1 protein-coding gene (running past one end of the window) is annotated in these 23,543 nt (G+C 65.5%); it reads left to right on the forward strand.

The window, feature by feature from the left end; all coding sequences use genetic code 11:
• Nucleotides 1-23,543 carry the beginning of a scabin-related ADP-ribosyltransferase gene (locus ACZ7KI_RS32295; protein ID WP_470276815.1) on the forward strand. 30,664 nt of this gene lie beyond the right edge of the window, so the window shows 23,543 of its 54,207 coding nt (coding positions 1-23,543); its start codon is at nucleotides 1-3; its stop codon lies beyond the right edge, outside the window.

Here is a 23,543-nt window from a genome sequence, read left to right on the forward strand (position 1 = left end):
ATGAACGTCCTGATCAACAAGGCGACCGGGGGGCATGAGGAATTCTGGGCAGGCATGCTCGGCGCCGCATCGCCGAACTTCAAAAACCGCGTGGGGTGGTCGGGGAAGCTGGATGCCGGAGTCGACGGCTTCGCCACGAAGCTCGGTGACGGACTGGGGTCGAAGCTCGAACTGCTCGGTTTCGGTGATCGGCGCTCGGACGGGTCGCCGGGCGATGTCGCGAAGGACATTGATTCGTCGAGCAGTCGTGGCTCTTCCTACGACGGTGGTTCCGATAACAGGGCGTCGAGCCGCGATGATTCCGCTGATGACGGCACTTCCGGGAAGGACTCTTCGGGTCGCCGTGATTCCCTCCCCGGCGAGGACTCTTCCAGCGATGGATCGGCGAGTCGCCGTGGCTCCACCTTCAGCGAGGAATCTCTCGGCAGCGAGTCGTCGAGCCGCCGTACTTCCATCAGCGATGGCCTGCCCGACAACGGCTTGGTGCACAAGGACATCAAGAGCGGGCAATCGTCGCTGGGCACCATGTTCTCCGAGAACAAGGAGCAGCACGTCGTCACCGGTTCCGACGGCCAGCCTGGCAGTTCCAGGACGACCGCCGACTTCATCAAGGGACCCTCGAACAGTGAGCACCAGACGGTGCCGCAGGGCGGCCCGATCACTCATCAGGTCGGCGAGGCGCCGTCGAATTCTCAGGCCGGCGGTGCGAAGACAAGTCACGGTGGTGCGTCGCAGGCAGATGGGCCAGGGCCGGGTTCGCGGCCGAGTGCGCAGGATCCGGCTGGATCGGGACCGGGGCAGCGGTCAGGCCCGTCGAAGCTGAATGTCACCTCGGAGGGGCCGCCGGGATCGCCCCCGCCGCCCGACGTGAAGCGAGTGAACACGATCGGGCAAGGCCCGCAGTCGGAAATCCACGCCCAGCACGAGGTGCGGCGGACCGCTACCGCCGGGCCTGGTGAGCCCCGGCACAACTCCCCTACACCGCACGATCCTTCTCGGCCGTTGCCGGAGAAGCCGGTGGTGTCGGAAAGGCCGTTGCCGGAGAAGCCGGTGGTGTCGGAAAGGCCGTTGCCGGAGAAGCCGGTGGTGTCGAATAAGCCGCTTCCGGAAAAGCCGTTGCCGGAAAAACCGGGTGCCAGGGGAGAAGAGCCCAAGTCCCGAGACGCCGGTCCGGTCCCCGAAACTGGCAACGCCAAGAACGGTTCCGCTCCGGCGCGACCGGCCACGGAGGGCGGGGACGCCGGCAGACAAGGGCAGCGGCAGCTTGGCGAATCGGAGCCGTCCACGCCGCGGCCGGGTACGAGCAGCGACGGCCCAGGCAACCTGGGTTCGCGCGCGGACGGCGCGTCGGAGTCGAAGCACCGTGGCCGGAACGACCCGCCGGACCAGGGCGGCCCCGTGCCGGTGATGGCCGATCTCGACCACTCGCGGCAGGCCTTCGCGCAGGACCAGGGTGGTTCCGGCGGTGGTTCGCGCTCGCGGATCATCGGGGAGACACACTGGACGCCTGACGACAGCGGCCGTTATGTCACCGAAAAGGGCGGGTCGTTCCGCCACGGCACGGACAGGGCGGGCAACCCGTTCGCGGTCGACCTGCCTGCGGGCGCGAAGATCAAGATCGACGCCAAGGGTGAGCCCAAGCTGATTGAGTTGCCTGATGGGAAGGGCTACGACCGCGGGCCGGACGGGACGTGGTCGCGCCTGCGAGAGCACCCGGGCGAGGAACTGGTCGTCCGGAAAGTGTATGTCCCGCAAGTGATATCGCTGGTCGGCGGAGATTCCAAGTGGCTGCCTCCTGGCAGTGAGTATGTCCTGGACAAGCACCCCGGAACCGGGAAAAAGGATGAGGTGGTGCTGTACCGGAGCAAGGACGGCTCCGAAAGCTATGTGCTTCGTCCTGACCGGAAATTCGAGCTGCTGCCGGACAGCGGGTCGAAAGTCGAGTTCGAGGCCTGGCTGGCCGGTGCGAACATGAAGTATGAGACGGCGCGGAAGATGCATGACCTCGCCGACCGATACAACCATCCGGACCCGGGTCAACGGCTGGACAAGATGACGTGGCAGCAGTTGCGGGAAATGGTGCGGTCGAGCAATCCGGACGAGCGGTTCGCGGCGGGCTATGAGGCGGTGCACAGGACCAGCCGTAAGTGGCTGCGGTGGACCCAGGTCGAAGCCGTCGACCGGCTGCAGACGGCGCACGTCAATATGAAGGCAGGTCAAGGCAAGACGCTGGTGTTCCAACTCGCCGCCATTCTGGAAGCGGTCAAGCCAGAGGTGGACGGGGTCCATCTCCTGACCAGCAACAATTACCTCGCGAAACGTGATTACCGGGGCATGCGGAAGATCCTCAAAAACCTGGACTTCGACAGGTACTGGATCAGTTCCGACAGGCTGCCGCCGGTGGCGGGAAAGGGGAGGCCGACGATCTATATCGGTTCCCAGAACGAGGCCTCCTTCCATCTGCTCAAGACGGGCGGGTATGAAGACGGCAAACAGGTCGGCAGGCTGGCCGGCCAGGCGCATGATCACTCGACACGGATCAGGCTGTTCTTGGACGAGATCGACTCCCTGGTTCTCTCGCCTCCGCAGTGGATCCTGTCCTTGACGGGGAACAAGAAGGCCTCTCCGGCAACCAAGGCGATAGTCCTGTGGGCCAAGGAAGTCCTCGACCAGAACCTGGCCACCGACGAACGACCGGACGCCCCGCTGACCAAGGAGGACTTCGGGCACCGAGACGGCGAGGAGCCCAGCCGGTCCGCACTCACCCCGGAAGGGCAAAAGAAGCTCGAGAAGCTGTTGGGCCGGCAGCTTCTCGAGCACGAGAAACATCGGATCAACAACGCCGCGGGCGCGAAGTTGGGGGACTGGAAGCTAGAGACGGAATTTTTGATCGAAAAGCTGAAGCACCGCATCGGCATCATCAACCAAGCCAATGGCGAAGTCATGATCGATCCGAAGACCGGATTGGAAAGTCGTTGGAACGATGGGGTGGCGCAGGCCATCGAGGCTGAGTACGGTCTGCCGATCCGCGCCGATTCGAGTGAGGCGAACAGCAAGACGCTTATCATCGAAAATCTTCTGGATGCCTATGCGAAGGCCACCGGCGCTTCCGGGACCGTGGAGGGCATGGGGCCGCTACTCAAAAAGATCAATCTTACCGAGAATGTGGAGAATATTCCGGACTACCACGAAGACCTTATGTTCAAGAATAGCACGGCCCATATAGCATCGGATCTGCAAGACAAATTCAGGCTTATCAATGAAGACATCCACGCCATGCGGAGCGGAGAAAATCCGAGGCCGATCCTGCTTGTTTCGCATGACAATGCGAAGGTTGCGAAGTTCTCTGAATATCTGAAGGAGAACCCGATTGGTGGAAAATTCGTCGAGCATCAGGTCGTCGATGGGCAATGGCAGCTGGCGCAGAAGAAAAAGCGCTACGAGAATCTTGAAAACGCCATCGGTGAAGTGGGCAAAGGTGAGGGGAAGGATGTGCTCCTCATCAACGATATCGGCGGGCGTGGTGCGGACTACGCGGTCGGACAGGAGGGTGGCCTGCATGTGATCTTGATGGAGCCGTCCGCATTGCATTCCGCGGTGGACAAGCAGGCGTTCTACCGCACCCGGCGCAGTGGCAACGACGGCACCGTCGCGGTCTACCTGTCGCCGGAGGATGCTGCCGTTCGTAAATCGGCCGGTCCTGGCACGCAGGTCAGCATTACCAAGTATGTCAACACCTTCGACGAATATCGGAAGAACCCCACGGCCGCGGGTCTCGATGCGATCGAAACGGCCAAGGGGAAACTGCTCGATCTCTTCGAAGGCCTTGGCCGGGACACCGACGCCCGTTTCGCCGCGAGCAGGCTGCACAGGCCCTCGCCCGCCCCCGGTGACGAACATTCCGATTCGGATAACGAGTCCCCCAACCGTACCGGCGATGCCGGTGAGGATCGTGCGAACTGGCCGAGGGTGCCCGATCCGGAGCACCTGCAGCGGATCCGTCGCGAGATCGACGAGGTCGTGAAATTCGACGACTCCGCGCGGGCGGCGGCTGATGGGGGAGCCACGAGAGAGCAGGCCCTCGCGGCCTACGGGCACTGGCGGATGGCGGACGGGCGCACCGGCCCCACCGACGACCACGCCTTCAACGCGGCGGAGTACGCCGTGCGGAAAGACCTTCTGGACACCCCGGTGCCGGTCGACAAGGACACGGCCGAAGACAACGCGCCGGACAACGCCGAGACCGCCGACCGCACCGGGCCATCCACGCCACAGAAGGATGACGCCCTGGATCGGAAGGACGTCGATTCTCGGCCGGCCCAGGGCGATGCCGAGGCTGACCGCGGTAACGAGCGGGCCCCTGAGCACCGGCTGGACGAGTCTCAGCGGGATGCGTCCGGCTCGGACGGCACGAGTTGGCCGCGTGTGGCCGACCCGGAACACTTGGAGCGGATCCAAAGCCGGCTTGACGACCTCATGGAACGCCGCCGTGAATCCGGGCTGCCGACGCCGAACGAGCCCGCCACTCCCGAGCAGGCTCGCGCGGCTTACGGGCACTGGCTGAACGCGGACAGGCCGAACGACCTCGGCCCTGGCGACGACCCGGCTTTCGACGCGGCTTATCACGCTTTGCGGAACAACCTGTTGCCGCTGAACACTCCGTCGGCGGTCGGCCAGGACGCGACCGAGCCGTCTCCGAACCCCGCGGTGCCCGACAACGTGAAGGCTGCCAATCCAGCCGAGCCGCCCACGCGACAGCCCGAGGCCGATCAGCTCGGCCGGAGGACTGTCGCTGACGTGCGGGCCGAAGCGAAGCTGGACGACGATGCGAAGCGGCTGAGCAACGCTCGCGCTGACGTACCGCTCGCAGGGGAAGCCGGCGAGAAGGAAGAAGTCGCGCCTCGGGTCGAGGCCGGCCGGTCGGATGTTGGTGAGTCGGGTGAGCGGAAGGTTGCGTTCAGGTATGACGATGGGTCGTTGAAGATGGTGGTTTTCCCGAGTAGGCCGGGGGATGAGTCCGCGGCGGAGAAGCTTTCTGGTGTGTTCGGTGAAGCGGGGCCGCGGAAATATTGGCGAGTCAATCCGAGGACTGGTGCACGGGAGTCCATGGTCGGGGAGTGGCCGGACAGGACCCCAGTGTTCGATTTCCATGCCGGTGGTGATCCGGTGCGGATGGCTGAGCGGGTGTGGGCGTGGTTGAAGATCAGTGGTTGGGGTCCTTCGGGTGCGGTGATCGCGTTCGCGTGTATGCCTGCTGGGTCGGTCTATGAGCGCGCGTTCACGGAAAAGCTGCGGTCGTTGGGGCACAAGGGTGACGTTTTCGTTCCTACGCACAGGGCGGGCACCAACGAATTAAATGAGCCTGTCGCGACCGATGGTGGCACTTTTGTTCGTTCCGGTGCTGGCCTCCGCGCTGATTCCCCGGTGTTCGACACCGGCGGTGACGGTTTCGTCCATGACCCGGTCCTCGGCAAGCTCCGCCTCCGCGGTCCACCCGCGAACCAGGGAGCGTCGGAGATGGAGGGTGTCGAGCCCAGTTTGCCCGGCACTGGGGATCGGCGGTCCGCGAGCTCGATCGTCGAGGCGATCTTCGGTGGTCGCGCATCGGCCTGGACAACCGACCTGTACGCGAAACACCAAAGGCTGCTGGAGGAGTGGTCTCACGCGAATTCCCCCGACCTTGGCCTGAGGGGTAAGTTCGCGGGGATCTGGGAGGACCCGCTCCGCGTGATCCTGCGCGCGAACTTCAACTTGGCGGCGGGGGAAGCCGAGTTGGCGGCGTTCCGCGATCTTTCCAACCTGGAATCCAGTCTGAAGAACCTCGGCTGGGATCCAGCAGGCATCCCTGTTTTGTCCGCGGCTCATCCGCAGATCGAGTTCTTGCTGCGCTCCTACATAAAATGGCAGCCGCGCAGCGACGGAGAGAATGAACTCGTCCGTGACACGGCGATCATGGTGGACCTCGTGTACCCCGACGCGGACTGGCAGCATCCGACGGCGGATGCGCTCAATAACCTGCAACGGTTGGGCGAAGAGATCGACCGGTTGCACTCCAGGTACGACCTGCCGCTTTCGGTGGCCCTGGCCAGGGCCCTTGAGTGGCGGTGGAAAGACCGGCTCGACGAGGCCGATCGCGTACTGGCGAGCCTCGCCGCGCAGGAGAAGGACAACGCGTTGAAGGCCGCCAAGGTCGTGCTCGACGCACTGGGTACGTCGAGGCTGAGCAAGCGGGTAGTCGACGCGCACGCGGCCAGCCTGTCCGAGTGGCTCAAGAAGTACCTGGGGCGCGACGGCTCGGTGGAGGCGTTCCGCGCCATGTGGAACGACCCGGTGCTCGCCGAGATGCGTGCGGTGTTCCCAAACGGCTTCTCCACCGAGGACAAGGACGGCGTCGCCGGTTACTATTCTCGTTCCGCTCGCTGGAATTCGGTGCTGCGTACGGTGAGCCAACTGCCCGCGACCAACATCAGCGAGAGCCTGCTCGCAGAGGCCGAGGAAGCCTTCGGGGAAACTAGTACGAACTTTCCACTGAAATACGAGGTCGCCCGGAAGGCGACGGTGCTCCGCGACCAGATGATCGACGCGATCGTGCGTGCTGACCAACTCGAAGGGCGGTTCGAACGGGCACCGGATCATCCAGACAGCATGCTTCCGACCGCGAGACGGCTCGCTACGGAGTTCAAGAAGGCCCTCGACATATGGGACGCGCAAGGCCCCGATTTCAAGAACGAGACCCTGGACGCCTTCGACCGGATCGAGATAGACCATGAAGCGGCGCTGCTCGCCGGGTCTGTCTTTTTGGGCCAGGTACTCGACAATACAGGCCTGGCGGAGCGGTTGGTCGACGAGGCGCATCCGGAGACGCACGATGATGACGTCGACGCGATGGCCGTGCTCAGCGACATCACCGCTGTCGTCGGCGCCAGGCTGCGCGCTGGCATGTCCGAGGAGGACGCTGAGAAACTGGCGCGTTCGTTGCGCGCGGACTTCGAAGCGTTGTGGGCGGATCGCTCGGCGGCACAGGCCCTGATGCTCGTCGAGCAGCTGGTTCTCGACGAGGAATTCGACTTCGAGGCGCCGGCCGGGCCGACGGCACGGTGGCACGCTGATGAGAAGAAGATCAAGTCCACTCGCGCTAAGTACGATGACGAACTCTTCGATGCGTGGGAATTGGCATGGAAAATGTCGCAGAAGGAGCGGCGTTCGGTGTTCGCCTTTGGAGAGGCGGCCTTCGGGAAAGACATCGGTATCGGGCTGACCGGGCTCGGTGACGACATCGTGCGCGATGTGGTCCTCCTGCATGGGAACTTGCTTACCGACTGGCGTGCCGCGCTGGCGGACGATGAAGTGGGAGTGCCCCTTCCGTCTTCGGAGAGGACCAATGCGATCTTTGAGGAGCGATGGAAGGCCCTGGACGGGCTGCGGGACGCGGCGCCGACCCGACCAGAGCCGACCTCGGCGGACATGGTCGCCTCCCAGGCGGTACTGACTTCGACGGACCGGCTGGGGGCACACCTGACCCGCGGAATTGCCGCGGTCAGGGCTCTGTCCGAGAAGGTGGAGAGGTGGCGCGCGGACGCGCGGACGATGCTCGACCTCCCCGATGCCTCCCGCGCGGACCAGGATCCCCGCGAGGAGTTCGTCAAGCAGGTCGAGTACCAGGAGGGCAACACCGATGAGGTGAATTTCTCGACTGAAGACATCGGGTTTTCCGAGGAGGCCGAAGCGCATTTTGATCGTGAGCGCGCGGACCGGCGGTTCGACCGGGCCGAGGCCGCGCTCACCGGCGAAGCACGGAGGCGCGCCGACGAGCTGCGAGACGCCATGATCGACCTCGTCGCCTACGAGACGTCGGAACTGCGCTCCGTTCCTGGTTTCGGGTTCGGTTTGACGGAGGAGGGTGACCGTGCGACGCGGCTGGCCGGTGGGCTGCGGGAACAATACCGGCTATTGCTCGAACAACGGGCTTTCGCCGCCGATAACGACAAAAGGCTGCGGGCGGTCTATGAGATCGGGCGGCCCGAATCGTTCCGCGTGGCGCGGCGCGCGATGGCCGAGATGGACGCCGAGGCCAAGGCGTGGCTGAACGAATGGCGCAAAGAGGGAATAAAGCGGCTGCAACGGCTGGGCCTGAGCATCGAAGACCTCGGTGCCGAGGCGTCCGCGCAGCTCGACCTTTTCGCGCAGCTGGTCGGCCACCGATGGCATGGCTGGGACCAGCTGCAGGCGAAATCGCGGGGCCGGGCAGTGAAGCGGGTGAAGGATATCGCGGCGAGCGCCACACGGAGTTCTCGCGTTCGTCGCCACCAGTGGGCCGTCGGGCGGGAAGTGCTCGGTGCACTGGTGAACCGTATCGACAGTTCGGTGGAACAGACGGCGAAACAGATAGCGAAGTTGCTTGCCGACCGCATCATCCCCGAAAAGGAACAGGAGCTGCTGAGCCTCAGCCACGACCCGGAGAAAAGGGTCATCGAGGCTTTGGACGAATCGTATGCCGGGACCGAGGAGCAGCGGCACACTTGGCGCATGGAGGGACATCGGGTTCTCCAGACGCCGGCGGAATTGCGGAATGAAAGCGGCGTGGAAGCGCTCGCGGTCACGGTCGGAATTCTGGCCGCCGGGACCGAGGCTCCCCAGAACTGGGGGCGTCCCACCGAAGAGGAACTGAGCTCGATCTCCCCTGGGATCGACCCCGACGGGCACACCGCCCTGGCCGCGCTCGCCGAACTCGCCGCCGGTTCGCAGGAAGGCAAATTCCTGCTCGCGGATCTCGAGCGGGCGATCGGCGAGATCGAGTCAGCGAGCCGGTCGGAACAGGTGAAGTTGGGGGAGGCGGGTAAGTCGGTCCTGGACGACTTCGAGGCAATCCCGTCGTCGTCGCGCCTCGCCGATATCGTCGGAGTCTGGGTGGCCGGCAACTATCCCGGGCGCGCGGCGATCGAATCCTTCGAGAAGGAGTTGGCGGATCTCTTCAAGACCTTTTTCTCGCCGTTCTCGCTGCCTCTGAAGGGCGCACAAGCCAGGGCTCTCGCCATGCTGGGCGATCGCACCGGGCGCACCGCGAACCTGCGCAGCGACTACCTGGACCTCGGACTGGACTCGGCGCGGAACCAGCGCGACAACGAAGGAGTCGCCGACCGGGACGCCACTCCGCACGGGCCGGTACCGAGTGTGGAGTGGCTCGATGCGGAGATGGCTGACGTGGGATCCCCGTACGGGTCGGTACCGAGTGTGGAGTGGCTCGATGAGGAGATGACCGACGTGGGCTCCCCCCAGGTCGTCGTTCCCGAGGCAATTCGGCAACTGCGGGGCCGAGCCCAACAGTCCGAGGGGATCCTCGCGGCGATGGACCCGGCCACGAGGCGCGACCGGTGGCGGGCGGCCGGAGTGGCCTTGGGCAAGCTGCGTGCCGGCGCGGAGCCGGAACACGGCGAGCAATACGGGGAGTTGCAGAAGGTTCTCGCCGCGGGATGGGCGGCCACGGCCGAGGAGGACGAGGATGGGCGCCGGATCTGGGAGGAGACCGCCGAGCTGCGGCGTGGGCTGGAGAACTGGTTCAACGAAGACGGTCATCGGCGGGTACGTTTCGACGTCTCGTGGGAACTCGCGTCCCGCCGCCGCTTTCTCGACACAGCCGAGGAAGAACGGGCATTCCTCGATACCTGGCGGAACCAGCTCAGTAATGGTCGGCGGTACTTGGATTCCGGCCTTCCGAATGTGGCGTGGGTGTCCGACGTGGCGAACGCCATGCTGGGTGGGCCGCTACTGCCGGAAGAGGGACGCGGCCCGCTCGCCCGTCAGCAGCGTTACCTCTGGCAAGGCATAGTAGGGGCCGTCGCTTACGAAGCCGCCGTCGGCGGCATCCTCGATTCTCCCCTCGAAGAATTCATGGATGCCTGCAGCGGGCCGGGTCTGCAGTGGTTGATCGACTCTTGGCACAACGAAGGCAGGCTGAGCAGCGCCCTCGGGCGGCTCGCGGCCCTGGAGGCAAGTGCAGGCCAGCCCGCTGTGGCGGTCATAAAGCGGGAAGCAGAAACCAAGCTTCGGGAGCGTGTTGATGCCTATCTCCTCGCGCCCGCGGCCGCGCTGGAGGTTCCCACTCTCGCCTGGGTACTGGGTCAGCTGGGACCCCAGCTCATCACGATGATCGCCGGTCATCTGCTCGCCGAGCGGCAAGTCCGGGTCTTGGCGGCGCGCCTGTGGTTCGGCTTCGTGGATCTTCATCAGGCCGGGATCGAGGAAGCTCACAAGCGGTTCAAGACGGCGGTCCGGCGGTTCGAAGACCAAGGCCGGGCCCTGGAGAGGATCGCGCGCCAGCAGAGAGGCGACGACGCGGTGACAGCGCTTCGCCGGGGCGCGGAGAACTTCCTGTGGGACCAGAGGCCGGTGTGGACTCCGGGCGTCGGGCCGGACCGCGAGTCGCATAAGGAGGTTCTCGACAAACTCGTCACACTCGTCGCCGGTAAGCTGGCCGGAAACCCGAATCGGGCGGGGCTGTGGCACAGGCTGTCCGACGTGCGGAAGACCGCTCAGGAACTGCTCACCTGGACGAAGTACGGACCGGTGCCGCAGCATCCCGACGTCGACCTGACGCGAAAGAGCGAGGGCCTCAGCAGGGTCGGGTACGACGCCGCGCAGCGGCACCTCACCTCGAAGCTTGCGCAGATCCGTGCTTACTGGGCGGAACGGATCGCGGAGGCCCGGAAGGAGCTGCTCGGCCTCGACACCAGTGAACAGGAAGCGGTGCTGGCCGACGCGGCGGTTCAGCTCAAGTTCACGGACAACGACCTGTTCCCGGCAAGCACCGAGGAGGTGGTTCCGGATGGGACTCGCTGGCGGGCCGGGCTCGACAACGAAGGGCTCGCCGAACTGAAGAAGGAGCTGACCGCTCTGGCTGTGCCGGGCGTGATCACTCTGCGCGGGCTACACGATGAAGCCACCATCGTCAGGGCGAAGCTGACCTTAGCGGGGCAGAAGGCTCTCCACGACGAGGAAGAAATGGCCGCGCCTCCCCGCCGTTCACCGGAAGACAACAGGCAGCTTGCCGCCAACTGGAACACGTGGCTGCGGGAGGACCGGAGCCGGTATGACCAGGACGTCCAGCTCTTTAAGGACGTTGAACAGCGGCTCAAGGACGCGCGTGATGAGGCTAAGCGGCTTCAAGACGAGAAGGCCGCGCTGGACAGGCAGGGTGTGGACCTGGAGGGCAGGCAACAGGCTCTCGATGCCATGGCCGGGTCTACCCGGGAACAGCGAGACGAGCTCGAGAAGGAGAGGACCGCGCACCAGAAGCAGGTCGCGCAGAACGCCGCGGCCGTGGAGTCGAATCGCGTGGCGCAAGAGAAGCACGAGACTGTGCTGAATCGCCTCGACTCCGATCGTCAGCAGCTGCTTAAGGAAGAGGACTGGCTGGACGATGAAAAGTGGGCAAGTACGCCACCGTCGCGGTCCGACCCGGACCGTCTTGCGCGCTTCAAGGCGCATATCGATCGCAGGCAGGCGCGCATCACCGCCGAGGAGAAGGCGCTTCGTAAGGTCCAAGAGTCGCTCGCGGACATCCGTCGTGAGATCTACGAGGGCCCCCTCGAGCGGACGGACCTCAGCGTCGACACCGTGATCCACCATTACCGCGAGCCGTGGCTGGAGCACAACTACAACCCCGACGCTCAGGCGAATTCCCGCGGCCCGGCGTATCCGGAGACGCCACGTAGCGACCTGCCTCCTTACACCGAGGAAATGCCGTGGGGCACCGAACAGATCTCCAAGGATGCCCCCGCGGGGGAACTGGCGTTGCGGAAACTGCACCGCCAACGCGAGGATCTGTTCAGCCGGGCCAAGAAGGTCCTGGACGGCCGTCCGGAGGACGCGGGGTGGCGGCGAGAGAAGGCCGCACGGGGCCTCGACTTCCCGTCGCTGGACGAGGGACAGCATCCAGGGATCCTTCACCAGTGGGAACTGCTGCGAAGCGGGATGACCGACCTGCTGGCCGTCCTGAGCCTGCGGTCCTCCGGGGAGAACGCCGCGCAGCGTGAGAACGCCGCGCGGCTCACCGCGGCGCGATTCTGGATCGACGTCTTCGACGCGGGATTCCCTGGTCACCTGGTCCCGTCGCTGAACTACTTGGCCAAGCGGATGCGGGAGAGCGTGCCGCCGTCGGAGGCGCGGTTCCACCGGCTGAAGATGCTGCCGTGGCTCGCGCCTCGTGAGGGGCTGCCTCGTGCGGAACTCGAACGTCGGCGGCTGCACCACCACGCCCTGCTCGACGCGCTGGGCTATCTGTCCTACGAGGATCGAAACCTCGCGACCTCCCAAGCGCCGTTGATCGCCGCCAAGCTGGATTTCGGCGACATCGACGGTTTGGCCACGGATGGGCGGGTGCCCCGCGACCTCGCGCACGAGTCTCTCGACGAGCTGTTCGACAACGCGATCGAAGACAGCGAGGATCCGCGAAGCGAGCGCTCTGCTCCGTTGGGCCTCGAGGCGCGCGCGAAGATGGCCCGGCAGCTCGTCGAAGGCATGGAACCCGAACGGCGGCGGCAGCTGGAGTCCGTGGTGGACGACATCATCAGGCGGGAACGTGACCGGAGCGCGCCCGGACATCCACGCGAGAGGATCGCGGCGGACGTCCGCCTGCTCCTGATCGGCGGACTGGACAAGCACGTGCTCCGGACCGGCGCGAATCCCGGCGAGACCCTTGCTCCAACGAATCCGGGCTATCTCAAGGCGGTCGATGTTCTCGACCGCTTCCTGCCACTGGAAGGGGCCGAGCGTAACCGGCTGCGGGGCGTCTGGGGTCGGCTGGCGCTGATCAACCGCCAGAACTTCCTGGACGACGTCCCGAGAGCCAGGACGAACTGCTTCGATTCCACGGTCGCCACGTTCGAGGTACTGGGTGGTGGTGAGGTCCGCGCCGCCAAACTGGAGAACCCGCAGCCGGCCAGGGACCTGGAGAACCGCTTCCACGGCCGGTTCGTGCGCCACACGATGGACGAAATCACCAGGACCATGGTCGACCAGGACCAGAAGGTCCGTGCGCACGGTCTGCTGATGACCGTGCCGAATGAGGGCAACGCCCACGTGATCACCGTCTACCGTGACCGCGGCAGCCGCCGTGTGTACTACATCGACGGCAACGCCGGTGAGATGAAGTACATCGCGCACGTGGCGATGGACGGGACGGTCACCTACCGCGACGGTGCGGAAGAGCAGGTCCAGCTGGATCCGCAGAGCGAGACCTGGTTCATGCAAACCCGGGCGGTGGGCAGCGCTGCCGAGAGGCTGAGCGGTAGGCGTCCGGCCAGCCGGGTCGGCGGGATCTGGGTCGCGGGAACACCCGGCATGGGCGGGAACACCGCACCACCACATCCGACCGAGTGGACTCCCTACCTGTTGCGTCACGCGGACTGGTCCGCGCGCCAGCGCCTGGCCGGGATGGACGAGGACGAGCTGGACGGGCTGAGGCGGGACGCGTCCCGCCTGCTGGCTCGTACCCAGCACCCGGTGAAGGTCGGACCGTATGCCGAGGAATTGACCTCCGTCCTGATGTGGGCGATGCACGAAAGCGGTGACAGGTCGGGATTGCCAGGTACCGCCGCTTTCGAGCGGGCGCTGCGCGTCGGCCGGGGCATCGGCACGACCTGGACGACGCCTGACTTCCAGGCCGCGCTGGAGCAAGCGCGGGCCAAGAGGAGGCGGAAGCACGGGGAACTCGAGCACAGCGTTTTCGACGAGCGGGTCCTGGCCGGTCTCCGGCGGCGGAACTTCGAACCGGCCGATGCGGCGCTGGTCGCGGCCAGAATGCACGACGCGCACATTTCCGTCGAAGACGTCGTGATGGGCATCGCGTTTTCCCCGTGGACGGAACGGGACCTCATCGCGGCGGGGCGTGCGGCACAGGACTACAACACCAGCACCGGCCCACTGCCGGGCGGCGTCGAGCAGTACACCGGCGAAACCATGTACCTGAACTTCTCTCCCACGCGCTTGGAAGACCGCCGTCTGGTCCGCAGCGTCATACCGATTCTCGCGCGGATCTACGCGCAGGCCCTGCGTTCGGGCGACCGCACGTTCATGGCGGACGCGGCTGTGGTGGCGCAGGCCATCAAGGAGGATCTGGGGCTGGGTCTGAGCCGTCAGGAACTCCACGATGCCGCGGCGGAGGGACAAGAGCTCGATGTTCCGGAACGGAAGCTGTTCGAACCGATAGCCGATGCGGATTACGCCGAAAAACTGGACGGCGCTCTCGAGGCGTTCCAGATGAGTACGGACGATATCAAGGCCGCGATGTCACACCTGCTTAAGCCGGGGAACGAGAAGTACGCCCCTTTCCTGCAGGCGAACATCGTGGAGGTGCTCCTGAAAGCCGACAAAGCGGTGTCGGACAACGAGGTGTCAGATGCGATGAACTATCTCATCGCCTTCGGCAATGACGATCTCGTCCATCGGACGGCGGATGGCGAGTTCGGACCCGGGACCGGCCGGCGTCCTCGATGGACGCCGGAACTGCTCGACAAGCTGAGTATGGTCGACGGTCTGGGCAATTTCCAGGGGTCTCATTTCGCGATGGACTACGTGAACAGGCTGGCTGATCTCGACATTCGAGGCCAAGCCGAGATGGTGGTGTCGGCCGCGTTGGGGAAGCGTTCCGCCAACGTGGTCCCGGGACGGATCGACAGCGACAGCACTGTCGCGAACCTCATCAGGCTCGCCGACGCTGGTGTCGCGGGGCTGACCAACGACATCGTCGCCGACCTCACCGGGATCGACCCGGCGGAGCAGAAGACGAGCCCGGAACGGCAGCGGTTCGACGCGGAACTAGAGCACCAGGCCCGTGCGGGGGTCACCTGGAATTCCTGGGCTTCGGTGTGGAATCAGCTGGAAATGCTGGTCGACTTCGATGTCGCGCGGCAGGAGGGAATCTCGAAGAACGACCTGGCTTTCGTCGCGATCGACCGGCTGAGCCTGGATCCGTCGCGGACACCGGAGCAGGTCGTGGGGCAGCTCGCCGGTGAGCTGTCGGTCAAGCGTGAGGGGCGGCGCGGCACCGAGCCGAGCCAGACCTGGGAGGAGTGGACCCCGGAACGGGTGCTTCGCGAGGGCAAGGCCGCGGCGAGCGCGCTGCGCGCGGTTCGAGGGTTCGACGAGCGGTGGGCGAATTCCCTGATCGAATCGGCCAGGAAGATCGTCGATAAGACCCAGGTGTTCGTCGGGCCCTACCGGAAACCGCGCTCGGGAAGTAACCAAAGGCCGATGACGAACGAAGAGCTGAAGCACTGGCTCCGGACGCATCCGCCGAATCTGCACTTGCGTGCGCCGATGATCCAGATCGTCGCCCAGCGGCTCATCGAACTCGGCAACACCGAGACGGGCCTCAGCCAGGCCACGGCCTTGTCGAGCGAAATCGCCGCGAAACTCGGCGTGACACGGAAGTCGAAGCCGGCGGAAGCCGACGACCCACTGCCCGCGGACACGCACTACCCCCGTGCGGCCGCCGCCGAGATCTTGGGAGCAGGAGGCGACGTCACGCGGCTGCAACAGCTGCGCCGTGGCGGCCTTTTCGGGGGTGGGCTGCGGCAGGGGCGTCGGCCGGGGGTGGTCAGGGGGACGGTGGATGCATGGTTGAACACGCGAGATTTTGAGGGTGCGCGTGTTGCGGCTGAGGGCGAGCTTCGCGAGCTGTCGGAGGAGGAGCAGGTGACGTTTCTGACGCGGGCCGACGAGCTGCTCGCGGAATTCCCGGTACTGGATTGGGTTCAGCGGGGGCGGCTGCGGGAGTTGATCGCGTGGGAGATTCATGAGGCCGAGGGTGTGGGGCAGGTCCGCGCGGAGCTGGAGCAGACCTTCGGCAGGGGTTCGCCGTTGCGGAGGGCGTGGCGGCCGGAGCGGTTGGCCGACGTCGCCGCCAGGGTCGACTGGCAGCACGCGGGCGAGCTGGAGATCAACTTCCGGCAGGCGCTGGCGCTGCCCGCCGGGTCGGTTGTGTCCCAGGAAAGCTTCCGGACGGAGGCGGACGAGCAGGCCTACTTCACGGAATTCTTCCACCACCTGCGCGGCATCGCTCGGTCGGCGGAACTCGACGACTGCTTCGAGACGAATATTCAGGGTTCCTTCTCCCTGATGGAGGGTGAAACTTACTTGGCCGGGTCCAGCGGGCTTACGTCCGTGGATTACGCGGGGGAGCTCGCGGGGGTGAAGTTCCGTGATGCCACGTTCGCGGAGACCGCGAACCATATGCGCGGCCAGCCCGAGGGTGCCGCGGGTTTGATGTTCCTCGGTGGTGGAAAGGCCAAGGGGCATTTCATCACGGTGTACAAGGACGGTCGCGGAGTCATCAATTTCATCGACGTGAAGTTCGCGCGGATGGGCGCGCAAAAGAATCACCCGATCGTCCAGTTCGCGCCGTTGCTGTGGACCGGCGCGACCGCGATGAGCGGCGAAGCACCCGAACGCCGGGCTTCCGATTCCCGGTTGACTGGCGGAGCGGGTGCGGAGTCCTCGTCCGAGGACTCGGAGGAAGAGCACGAGGTGCTTTCCTCGGCCGAGGACGAGGACGATCACGAGGTGCTTTCCTTCGAGGCGGAGGAGTACCTGAAGCAAACGAAGCTCGGGGAAGACAGGTGGCATGGCGCGGACGGCAAGGATCGATGGGGAACCGCCATCGAATGGCGGGAATACTTATACTTGGGTGGCAGCCTGCTCGAAGCGCCGAACGAAGTGTGGGACAGGATTGAGGGCGCGGAGGGCTTGCGCAATCAGGTAAGAGAGCGGTACGAGTGGGCGAAAGCTCAGTATCTGCTCGGCACGAGGGGAAAGAGCGGGCTTTATAGCCTCGGGAAGTTGCAGTGGACGGAAAGGGAAAATAGTCCGTCAGGTCAGTCGCAACTGAACTGGCTGGGCACCGCGCTCGCGGAGCTTGTCGCCGTGCTGCCGAATATCCGGATCGACCACGGAGGCGATGGCCTCGGCACGGTGGCCGGGGACGCCGGAGCGTGGGCGGCGTGGCTGAAGTTGCAACGGGAAATCAGGTGGCTGACGGAACAGGTACGCAGGCTGGGCTCCCTGCCCGCCGAGGATCTCGTCATGTCGGATATCGACACGGTGGCGGGGCGGCTGCTGGCCGCGCGGGAGATGTACGGCTGGTATTACTTCCAATTCGGTCAGTTGGGGCGTTTCAGCCCGGGGTTCAAGCCCCAGCGGTGGCTCGAGGAACCGGCGGACTCGCGGTTCCATGAGCGGACCGGCCGCCACGACGTACTGGGCCGGAAGGTGTCGCCGGTGCCACCGGCGGACGCCTTCGCGGCAGCGATCTTCCTCGTCCGACCCGCCGATCTCGACGCGCTGAAGCCATTCCACTACTCTGCGGGGCCGGATGGGGTGCTGTACCGGGTCGACCGTGCGATTCTGACCCGTGGGGACACCCGTGGGCCGGAGGTCGTCTTCGAGCACGGTTTCAAGCCGTGGAAGACCGAGATGAGTGGCAGCCTGTACGACGTGCATGTCGGTGCCGACTCCGGAAACGCGCTGGTGTCGACGAGCCGATCGCAGGGGTTCTACGGGAGTATGCGGTACCAGTACCTGATCGACGCCCCCGGCGGTATCGACTTCGTCGCCACGCACGCCAGGCGGGTGGTGCCAGAATTCCAGGAGGTGGTCTTCCTTGGCGGGATCAAGCGGGAGTTCATCAAGGGCGTCAATCGACGAGACGACGACGGCTCGGTCACCTTTCAGCCGAACCCGCACTACCAGCCATTCCCAGAGAGCTCTCCGCGCCCGCTGGGCGAGGCGCCGAAGGGGGACCGGGAGCAGGACGCTATCGGTCCGGTCACGGGCGTGGAAGGCGTCCGGTACCTCGGACCGCGCCGGCCGGACCTCCTCTCCGCGGTGGTGCGGCAGAAATCGAGTTTTCCGCTACCGGTGCACCTCGGCGACTTCGAGGTGGAGATGCACAAGGGTGTACCACACGCACGGCTGTACACGGTGGTGTCCCAAGCACAGGCACCGCTGGTCCTGGGGACGGGGCCGGACACCGGAAGGGTGACAGGCGCCGTAATCGGCGATGTACAGCAGGATCCCGGAACCGGCCGGATCACCATCCTGCGTGGCGTTGGCGATCGCCCGCTGCCGGTATTCGTGGGGCGGCCGCTCGAGGCGGCGAAGGTGTGGTCGGCGGCGGTACGGGAACTGGAGGTGTCCATACCTTGGCGATTGGCGATGCCGCCGGTGATCCGGTCGTACCTGGTGCCGGTCGCGATGGCCATCTCGATCACCGGGATGGCGCTGGCAGAGGAGGACTACCCGCACTCGGACAGGGGAGGGCCGGGCAGCGAAGAGATCGGCAATGTCCGGCCGGGGCTCGGGCCGAACCAGTTCACGGTGCCTCACCACTTGCTGGGGATGCTGGAGCACAGGGTGGTTCCGGGATCACTGCGGACCTACACGGCGGGTGTCGGCAAGGACGGTCTGGTACGCGGTGACTGGGCCGGTGACGTCGAGCACGTGGACGGACTACTGGAGCGGCTGGGCGCACCCCGCCTGGAGGACATGGTGTCGGCCCCCGCGTTGAACCCGTGGCCGACCCTGGACGAACTCGACCGAGCCAACCCGATCCGGGTCAGGCACGTCACGCGCTCGCTGCGCCAGCACTACGCGACCTGGCGGCAATTCCGCGACACCGACGGCGAGACGCCCGCTTTGCTCGACGGTGACCAGCCGGACTCGTTCGAAACCCGCCTCGACGAATTGAAGGATTTCCTTGCCGACCATCTGTCCGGGGCGGCTGTGCAGCCGGATTCGGCGCGGGTGGACGATTTCATGGAGCGCACGGTCGCTCCGCTGGCGGCGCAGGGCGCCATCGGCGTCCTGCTGGCCGAGGATTTCGCGCGGTTCGGTGCCGATCTCAATGTCTCGCGGGCAGGCATGGACAACTCGTTCGCCGAGTTCCGAGAGCAGCGTGCCGGAGAGTGGGAGCGTCACCAGCGAATCGGTGCGGAGATCACCAGGTTGTGGCGGGACGAGGACGCGCCGGCGAAGAAGGTCATCGACTTCCTGATCGAGGAGCTTCCCGAACTGGCGCGCAAGTTCGACGAGGTCACGGTCTGGAATGAGGGTTACACCTACTACGAGCACATTCAGATGGTGCTCGGGCAGTATCACAAGCTGGTGCGGGACGAGATCGCGTCGGTCGACCGCCTGCTTGCGGTCGACGACGTGGTCAAGGCGATCCTGTTCCACGACATCGAGAAGGACAACGCCAAGCAGCAGCACCAGGCGGTGGGAGCCTTCTACCAGGAGGCGATTTCACAGCTCTCCGAACAAGAGAAGCGGGAGTACCGCAGGGAGATCGCTGACATCGAGGACCGGTATGGCCACCGGCACCGGCACGACGCGGCGCCGGAGCACGGGCTCGCGGTGGACATGGTCCGGCGGTACGGCGGGATCTTCTCCGGCAATGGTCTGGACGTCGCGGTCAGCCTGATCGACGCGGACCCGTTCGGCTACTACCTGCTCGGCCGGCTCGGCAAGGATGACGTCTTCGACTTCCTCGCCGCGACCGCGCTGCGGCTGACCGGCCGTGGCGAGATTCCCGCCGGCCACCTCGACCACGAGGCCGCCCTCGCCATCCAGCGGCTGTTCGCCGACTTCCATCAGTACTACCAGGCTGACTTCTCCTCATACACCAGGCATAGCGGCTACGAGACCAAGACTGGTGAGTCTCGTACAGGTCTGGCCACCTTCGACCGCTACTTCACGACGGACGGCACCGAAGAGCCGGCTCGCACAGCCGATGGTCGTCACTTCGTCTACTCGGACGAGGTCCACTCGGACGAGAAGGGCTATCGCGCGCGGTTCGAGGAACTGGAGAAGATGTTCGCCACGCCGGAGGCGATTCGCCGGAACCACGACCGGCGGGCGCGTGAGACTTCGGAGCGGTATCGGGACTTCTTCGCCGACTTGTCGGCGGGGCTGGACGACGCCGGACTGGATTCCCGGATCGAGCGGTTGCTGGAACTGGCCGGTGACGGGGTGACGGACCGCTCGGCCGAGGTGCTCGGCGATGACCGGGTGTACGCACTGGTGGCCGCGGTGGATCTGCAGTTGCGAGACCTGCCGGAGTCCGCCGCGCTGGTGCGGAAAGGCGTGCTTGGCCTGCTCGACGACGTGGTGCTGGGAGCGTCGCTGATGCCGTCGGAAAACGGCGGGTACCGGAGGCTGACGCCCGATGAGGCGCGCGGCTTGCTGTGGGACGTCGGTGTGTCGTTGGCCAAGGGGAACGATCCCTTCGCGCCTTCGCGGTGGTCGGACTACCAGCCGGACGCGTCGTTGGCGGACAGGCTGGCAGGGTTGGCGGCGACCGCGGCCGCCGCCGAGGGCACGGACGCCGAGGCCACGCCGGTGCGGGCGGACGAGGACTTCGATTCGGAGGCGGACAAGGATCGCTTCGTGGAGCAGAACCTGTCGAACTTGCGGGAGGTCAACCGGGAGAGGTACCTCGCGGGTGCTGAGGGGTATGGCACGAACTGTGTGTCGGCCGCGATCGCCGGCCGCCTGACCTTCACCGACCCTGACGGTGCGGTGCACAAGGCGGGCCGGGCGCCACTTGAGGGCGTGCGCCTGAAGGTGCTGGAAACCGAGTACGGCACGGCGTACCGGGTGCGTAATCGTTCGGTGGTCGATCAGTACATGCGCTTCCAGGCGGCCGCGGGCAAGGGGTACGGGCATCTGCGGTACGACATGCCGGAGTTCGCCGCCCCGCACGTGATCACGGTGTTGCGGGGCGCCAACGGCGAGCTGGTCTATTTCGACATGCAAAAGGGTGAAGTCCCGACGCTACTAGGTGCGACCGGGCTGAAGTTCCAGCCGGTCACGGATGACGACAGCCGTCCTCGCGGCGACGGGTCGGAGACCGACGACTATGTCCTCGGCACGACGCCACCCGCGCTCGCCGACCCGCGGCAGTTCGAGAACGTGGGTGACGACATCGGCCATGACCCGGCCCTCGGCGAGCTTCGCCCCCGCGGCCCACCGCGACTCCTCATCACTACTGATGAGAGCGGCGATGGTGTCCGGGATCTGCCGAATCCGAAACAGGAGCGCGGCAGGACGAGGTTCCGCGAGGGTGATGCGCGGCTGCTTGGCGTGAATCCGGGCTATTCCCAGCGTCTTGGGCAGTCGGCTCCTCCTACGGTGCCGTTGAATATCGATGATTTCGGTAATTTCGTGACGGACCTGATGGACGACATGGACCGCGCCGCTCCACCGGTGCCCCGTCCGCCCTCGATGCGTTCGATCTCCCGATCGTCGATCCGCTCGAACGACGACCGGCCGTTGACGCCGGATCGGCTGATGAGGGAATTCGGTATTCCGCTTCTCTTTCAGGAGCGAATTCGCAATTTTGTGACCCGCTTCGGAATTGTGCTGGACGTCCGGCCGACCAACCCTGCCTCGGTGAAATGGTTGGAACGGGGCGCGGCTCCCAAGCCGCTCGGCATAAAGGCGAAGACGATCGGCCCGCTCGACGTGTACCTGGGCGCACTTGAGGAAAACATCGGACTGGTCGGTTATTTCCGCCCGGAAATGCCCGCGGCGGAGGTGCTCGACGGTCTTGAAGCGGTTTTACGTGCCGCGGTTGTGCGCCGGCATGATTCTCGGAAAAATGAGTTCGAAGAGCTGGCCGGGAGTATGTCCTCCTCTGAAGAACTCCGGGTGGTCGACGGCGTTGTCGAATGGTATGATGCGGATCACGGGATCTTCAGATTCGTCGCGGGTGATCTGGATATTTTCGACGCCTGGCTGCCGGATGACGGGTCGCGCCTGTCGGCAGAGGCATATAACCACGTCATCTGGTTGCTGACCCGGCGTGGGGTCGGCGTGCAGCACGGGGCCCACATGTACTGGGAGCCGAAAGGTGCGTTTCAGCAAAAGATTTTCGACGATATCGTCGAAAAGCATCAAGTGGACGCGGTCAGCTCCGAGCCGTTGATCAGATTCGCACCCGGTGAGCCGCCCGTACTGGTGTACGCGGACAGGCCGCACAGAACCCCGGGTGCTGTCGGAGTGGACGAGCTGCGGCGACGGGGCAACCCCGAACGTGATCCGGATTCGGACGACGTAGAGCGGTCCGAATCCGAGCAGGACCGGCCTGCGCCGCCGACGGCCGAAGATGTCACGCCGGAGGCCCACGACGACAAGCCCGGGAATCCCGCATCGGTGACGCTGGCCGTCGAGACCGGTGACTCGGTGCTGACGCCGGCAGACGTGCGCGCACGTCTGCCGGAGGAGTTGCGTAAAAGCCGCTCGCTCGCCGGGGGCCAGATCACCGCCACGAACCACCGGCCGCACCACACCGAGGACGGATCGGCGGTCGGGCGCGCCTCACTCGAACGCGCGCTGAGCCGAATCCATCCCGGTGCGGAATGGAAGAGGCTGTCCGACTTGCAGACACAGGTCGTGAACAACCCTGGTCCACTGGTGGGCGAGTGGAAAGAGCGGCTCCTCACGACCGTGAGCGGTGACAAGTACCTCCTGCGGGTGCGGATGTACTTCGATTTCGACCATCCGAACATGAAGCCGCTCGGGCCGGGCTCGAGCGAGGCCACGACCGGGCGTGCCAAGGTCAAGCGAAAGTTCGAGACGAAACATGGCACTTGGCACGACAACACGTTCGCGCCGACGCTGACCTCCTCGTCGCTGCCCGGCGCCGTGTTCACGGTCCAGCCCAAGGGCGGGATCGAGCCGGATCGGGAACTGATCACGAAGTTCGTCGAGGAGAACGGCAACAGCCGGGTCGGCAAGGAGGGCAAGGGCCACCACATCCAGGTGCCGACCCGATACGTGCTCTACCTGACCGACGCTGAGGGCAACTTGGTCACCTCCCCGGAAACCGACGACCAAGGCCGCGTTACCGAATTCGGCGAGGTGTCCCTCAAGACCTCGCTGGATCCGATCGAGCTCGACCCGGCTCCGATGGTGCTCGAGCACGCTCCGGATGGCAGGCTCGACCACGTGGGCGTGCGTGGCCGAGCCCTGCTGGCGGAGGCAGGCGTACACCCGTTGGAGCCGGGGATGTCCCTGCCCGGTATGCCGGTGGTCCGCGACGTGATTCTCCACCAGCTGAAACACGGTCCGGACTTCTTCGACCAGATCACCGCGCTGCTGAGCCACGAGTTCGGCGGAAAGCTGGACAAGGCGCTGGGGCGGCTGTCTCACGGCAGGCAGTTCCTCCGTCAGTTCCTCAGCCGGGACGAGCTGAGCGCTCATTTCTCCGAAATGGCGGTGACGACCTCGGATCCCACCTCGCGGCAGCGCGGGCGACGCACTCCGGAGCTCTATCGGGGAACCAACCGCGGCGGGGTCGAGGTCTTCACGCACGTGACCCAGCTGGAAATGCGCCTCGTGCCGAAGTGGTACGTGCTCGCTCCCGAGTCGTCGGCGCAGATCACCGAAGCGGCGCGATCACACGCCGAGACTGTCGACGAGTCGAACATCGAGTACCGGAAGGGCGTCAGGTTCGCCGGGGGCGCCGGCGGGGACGCCGGGGTGATCAC

The sequence above is a fragment of the Amycolatopsis sp. NPDC039088 genome (genome assembly GCF_055598845.1).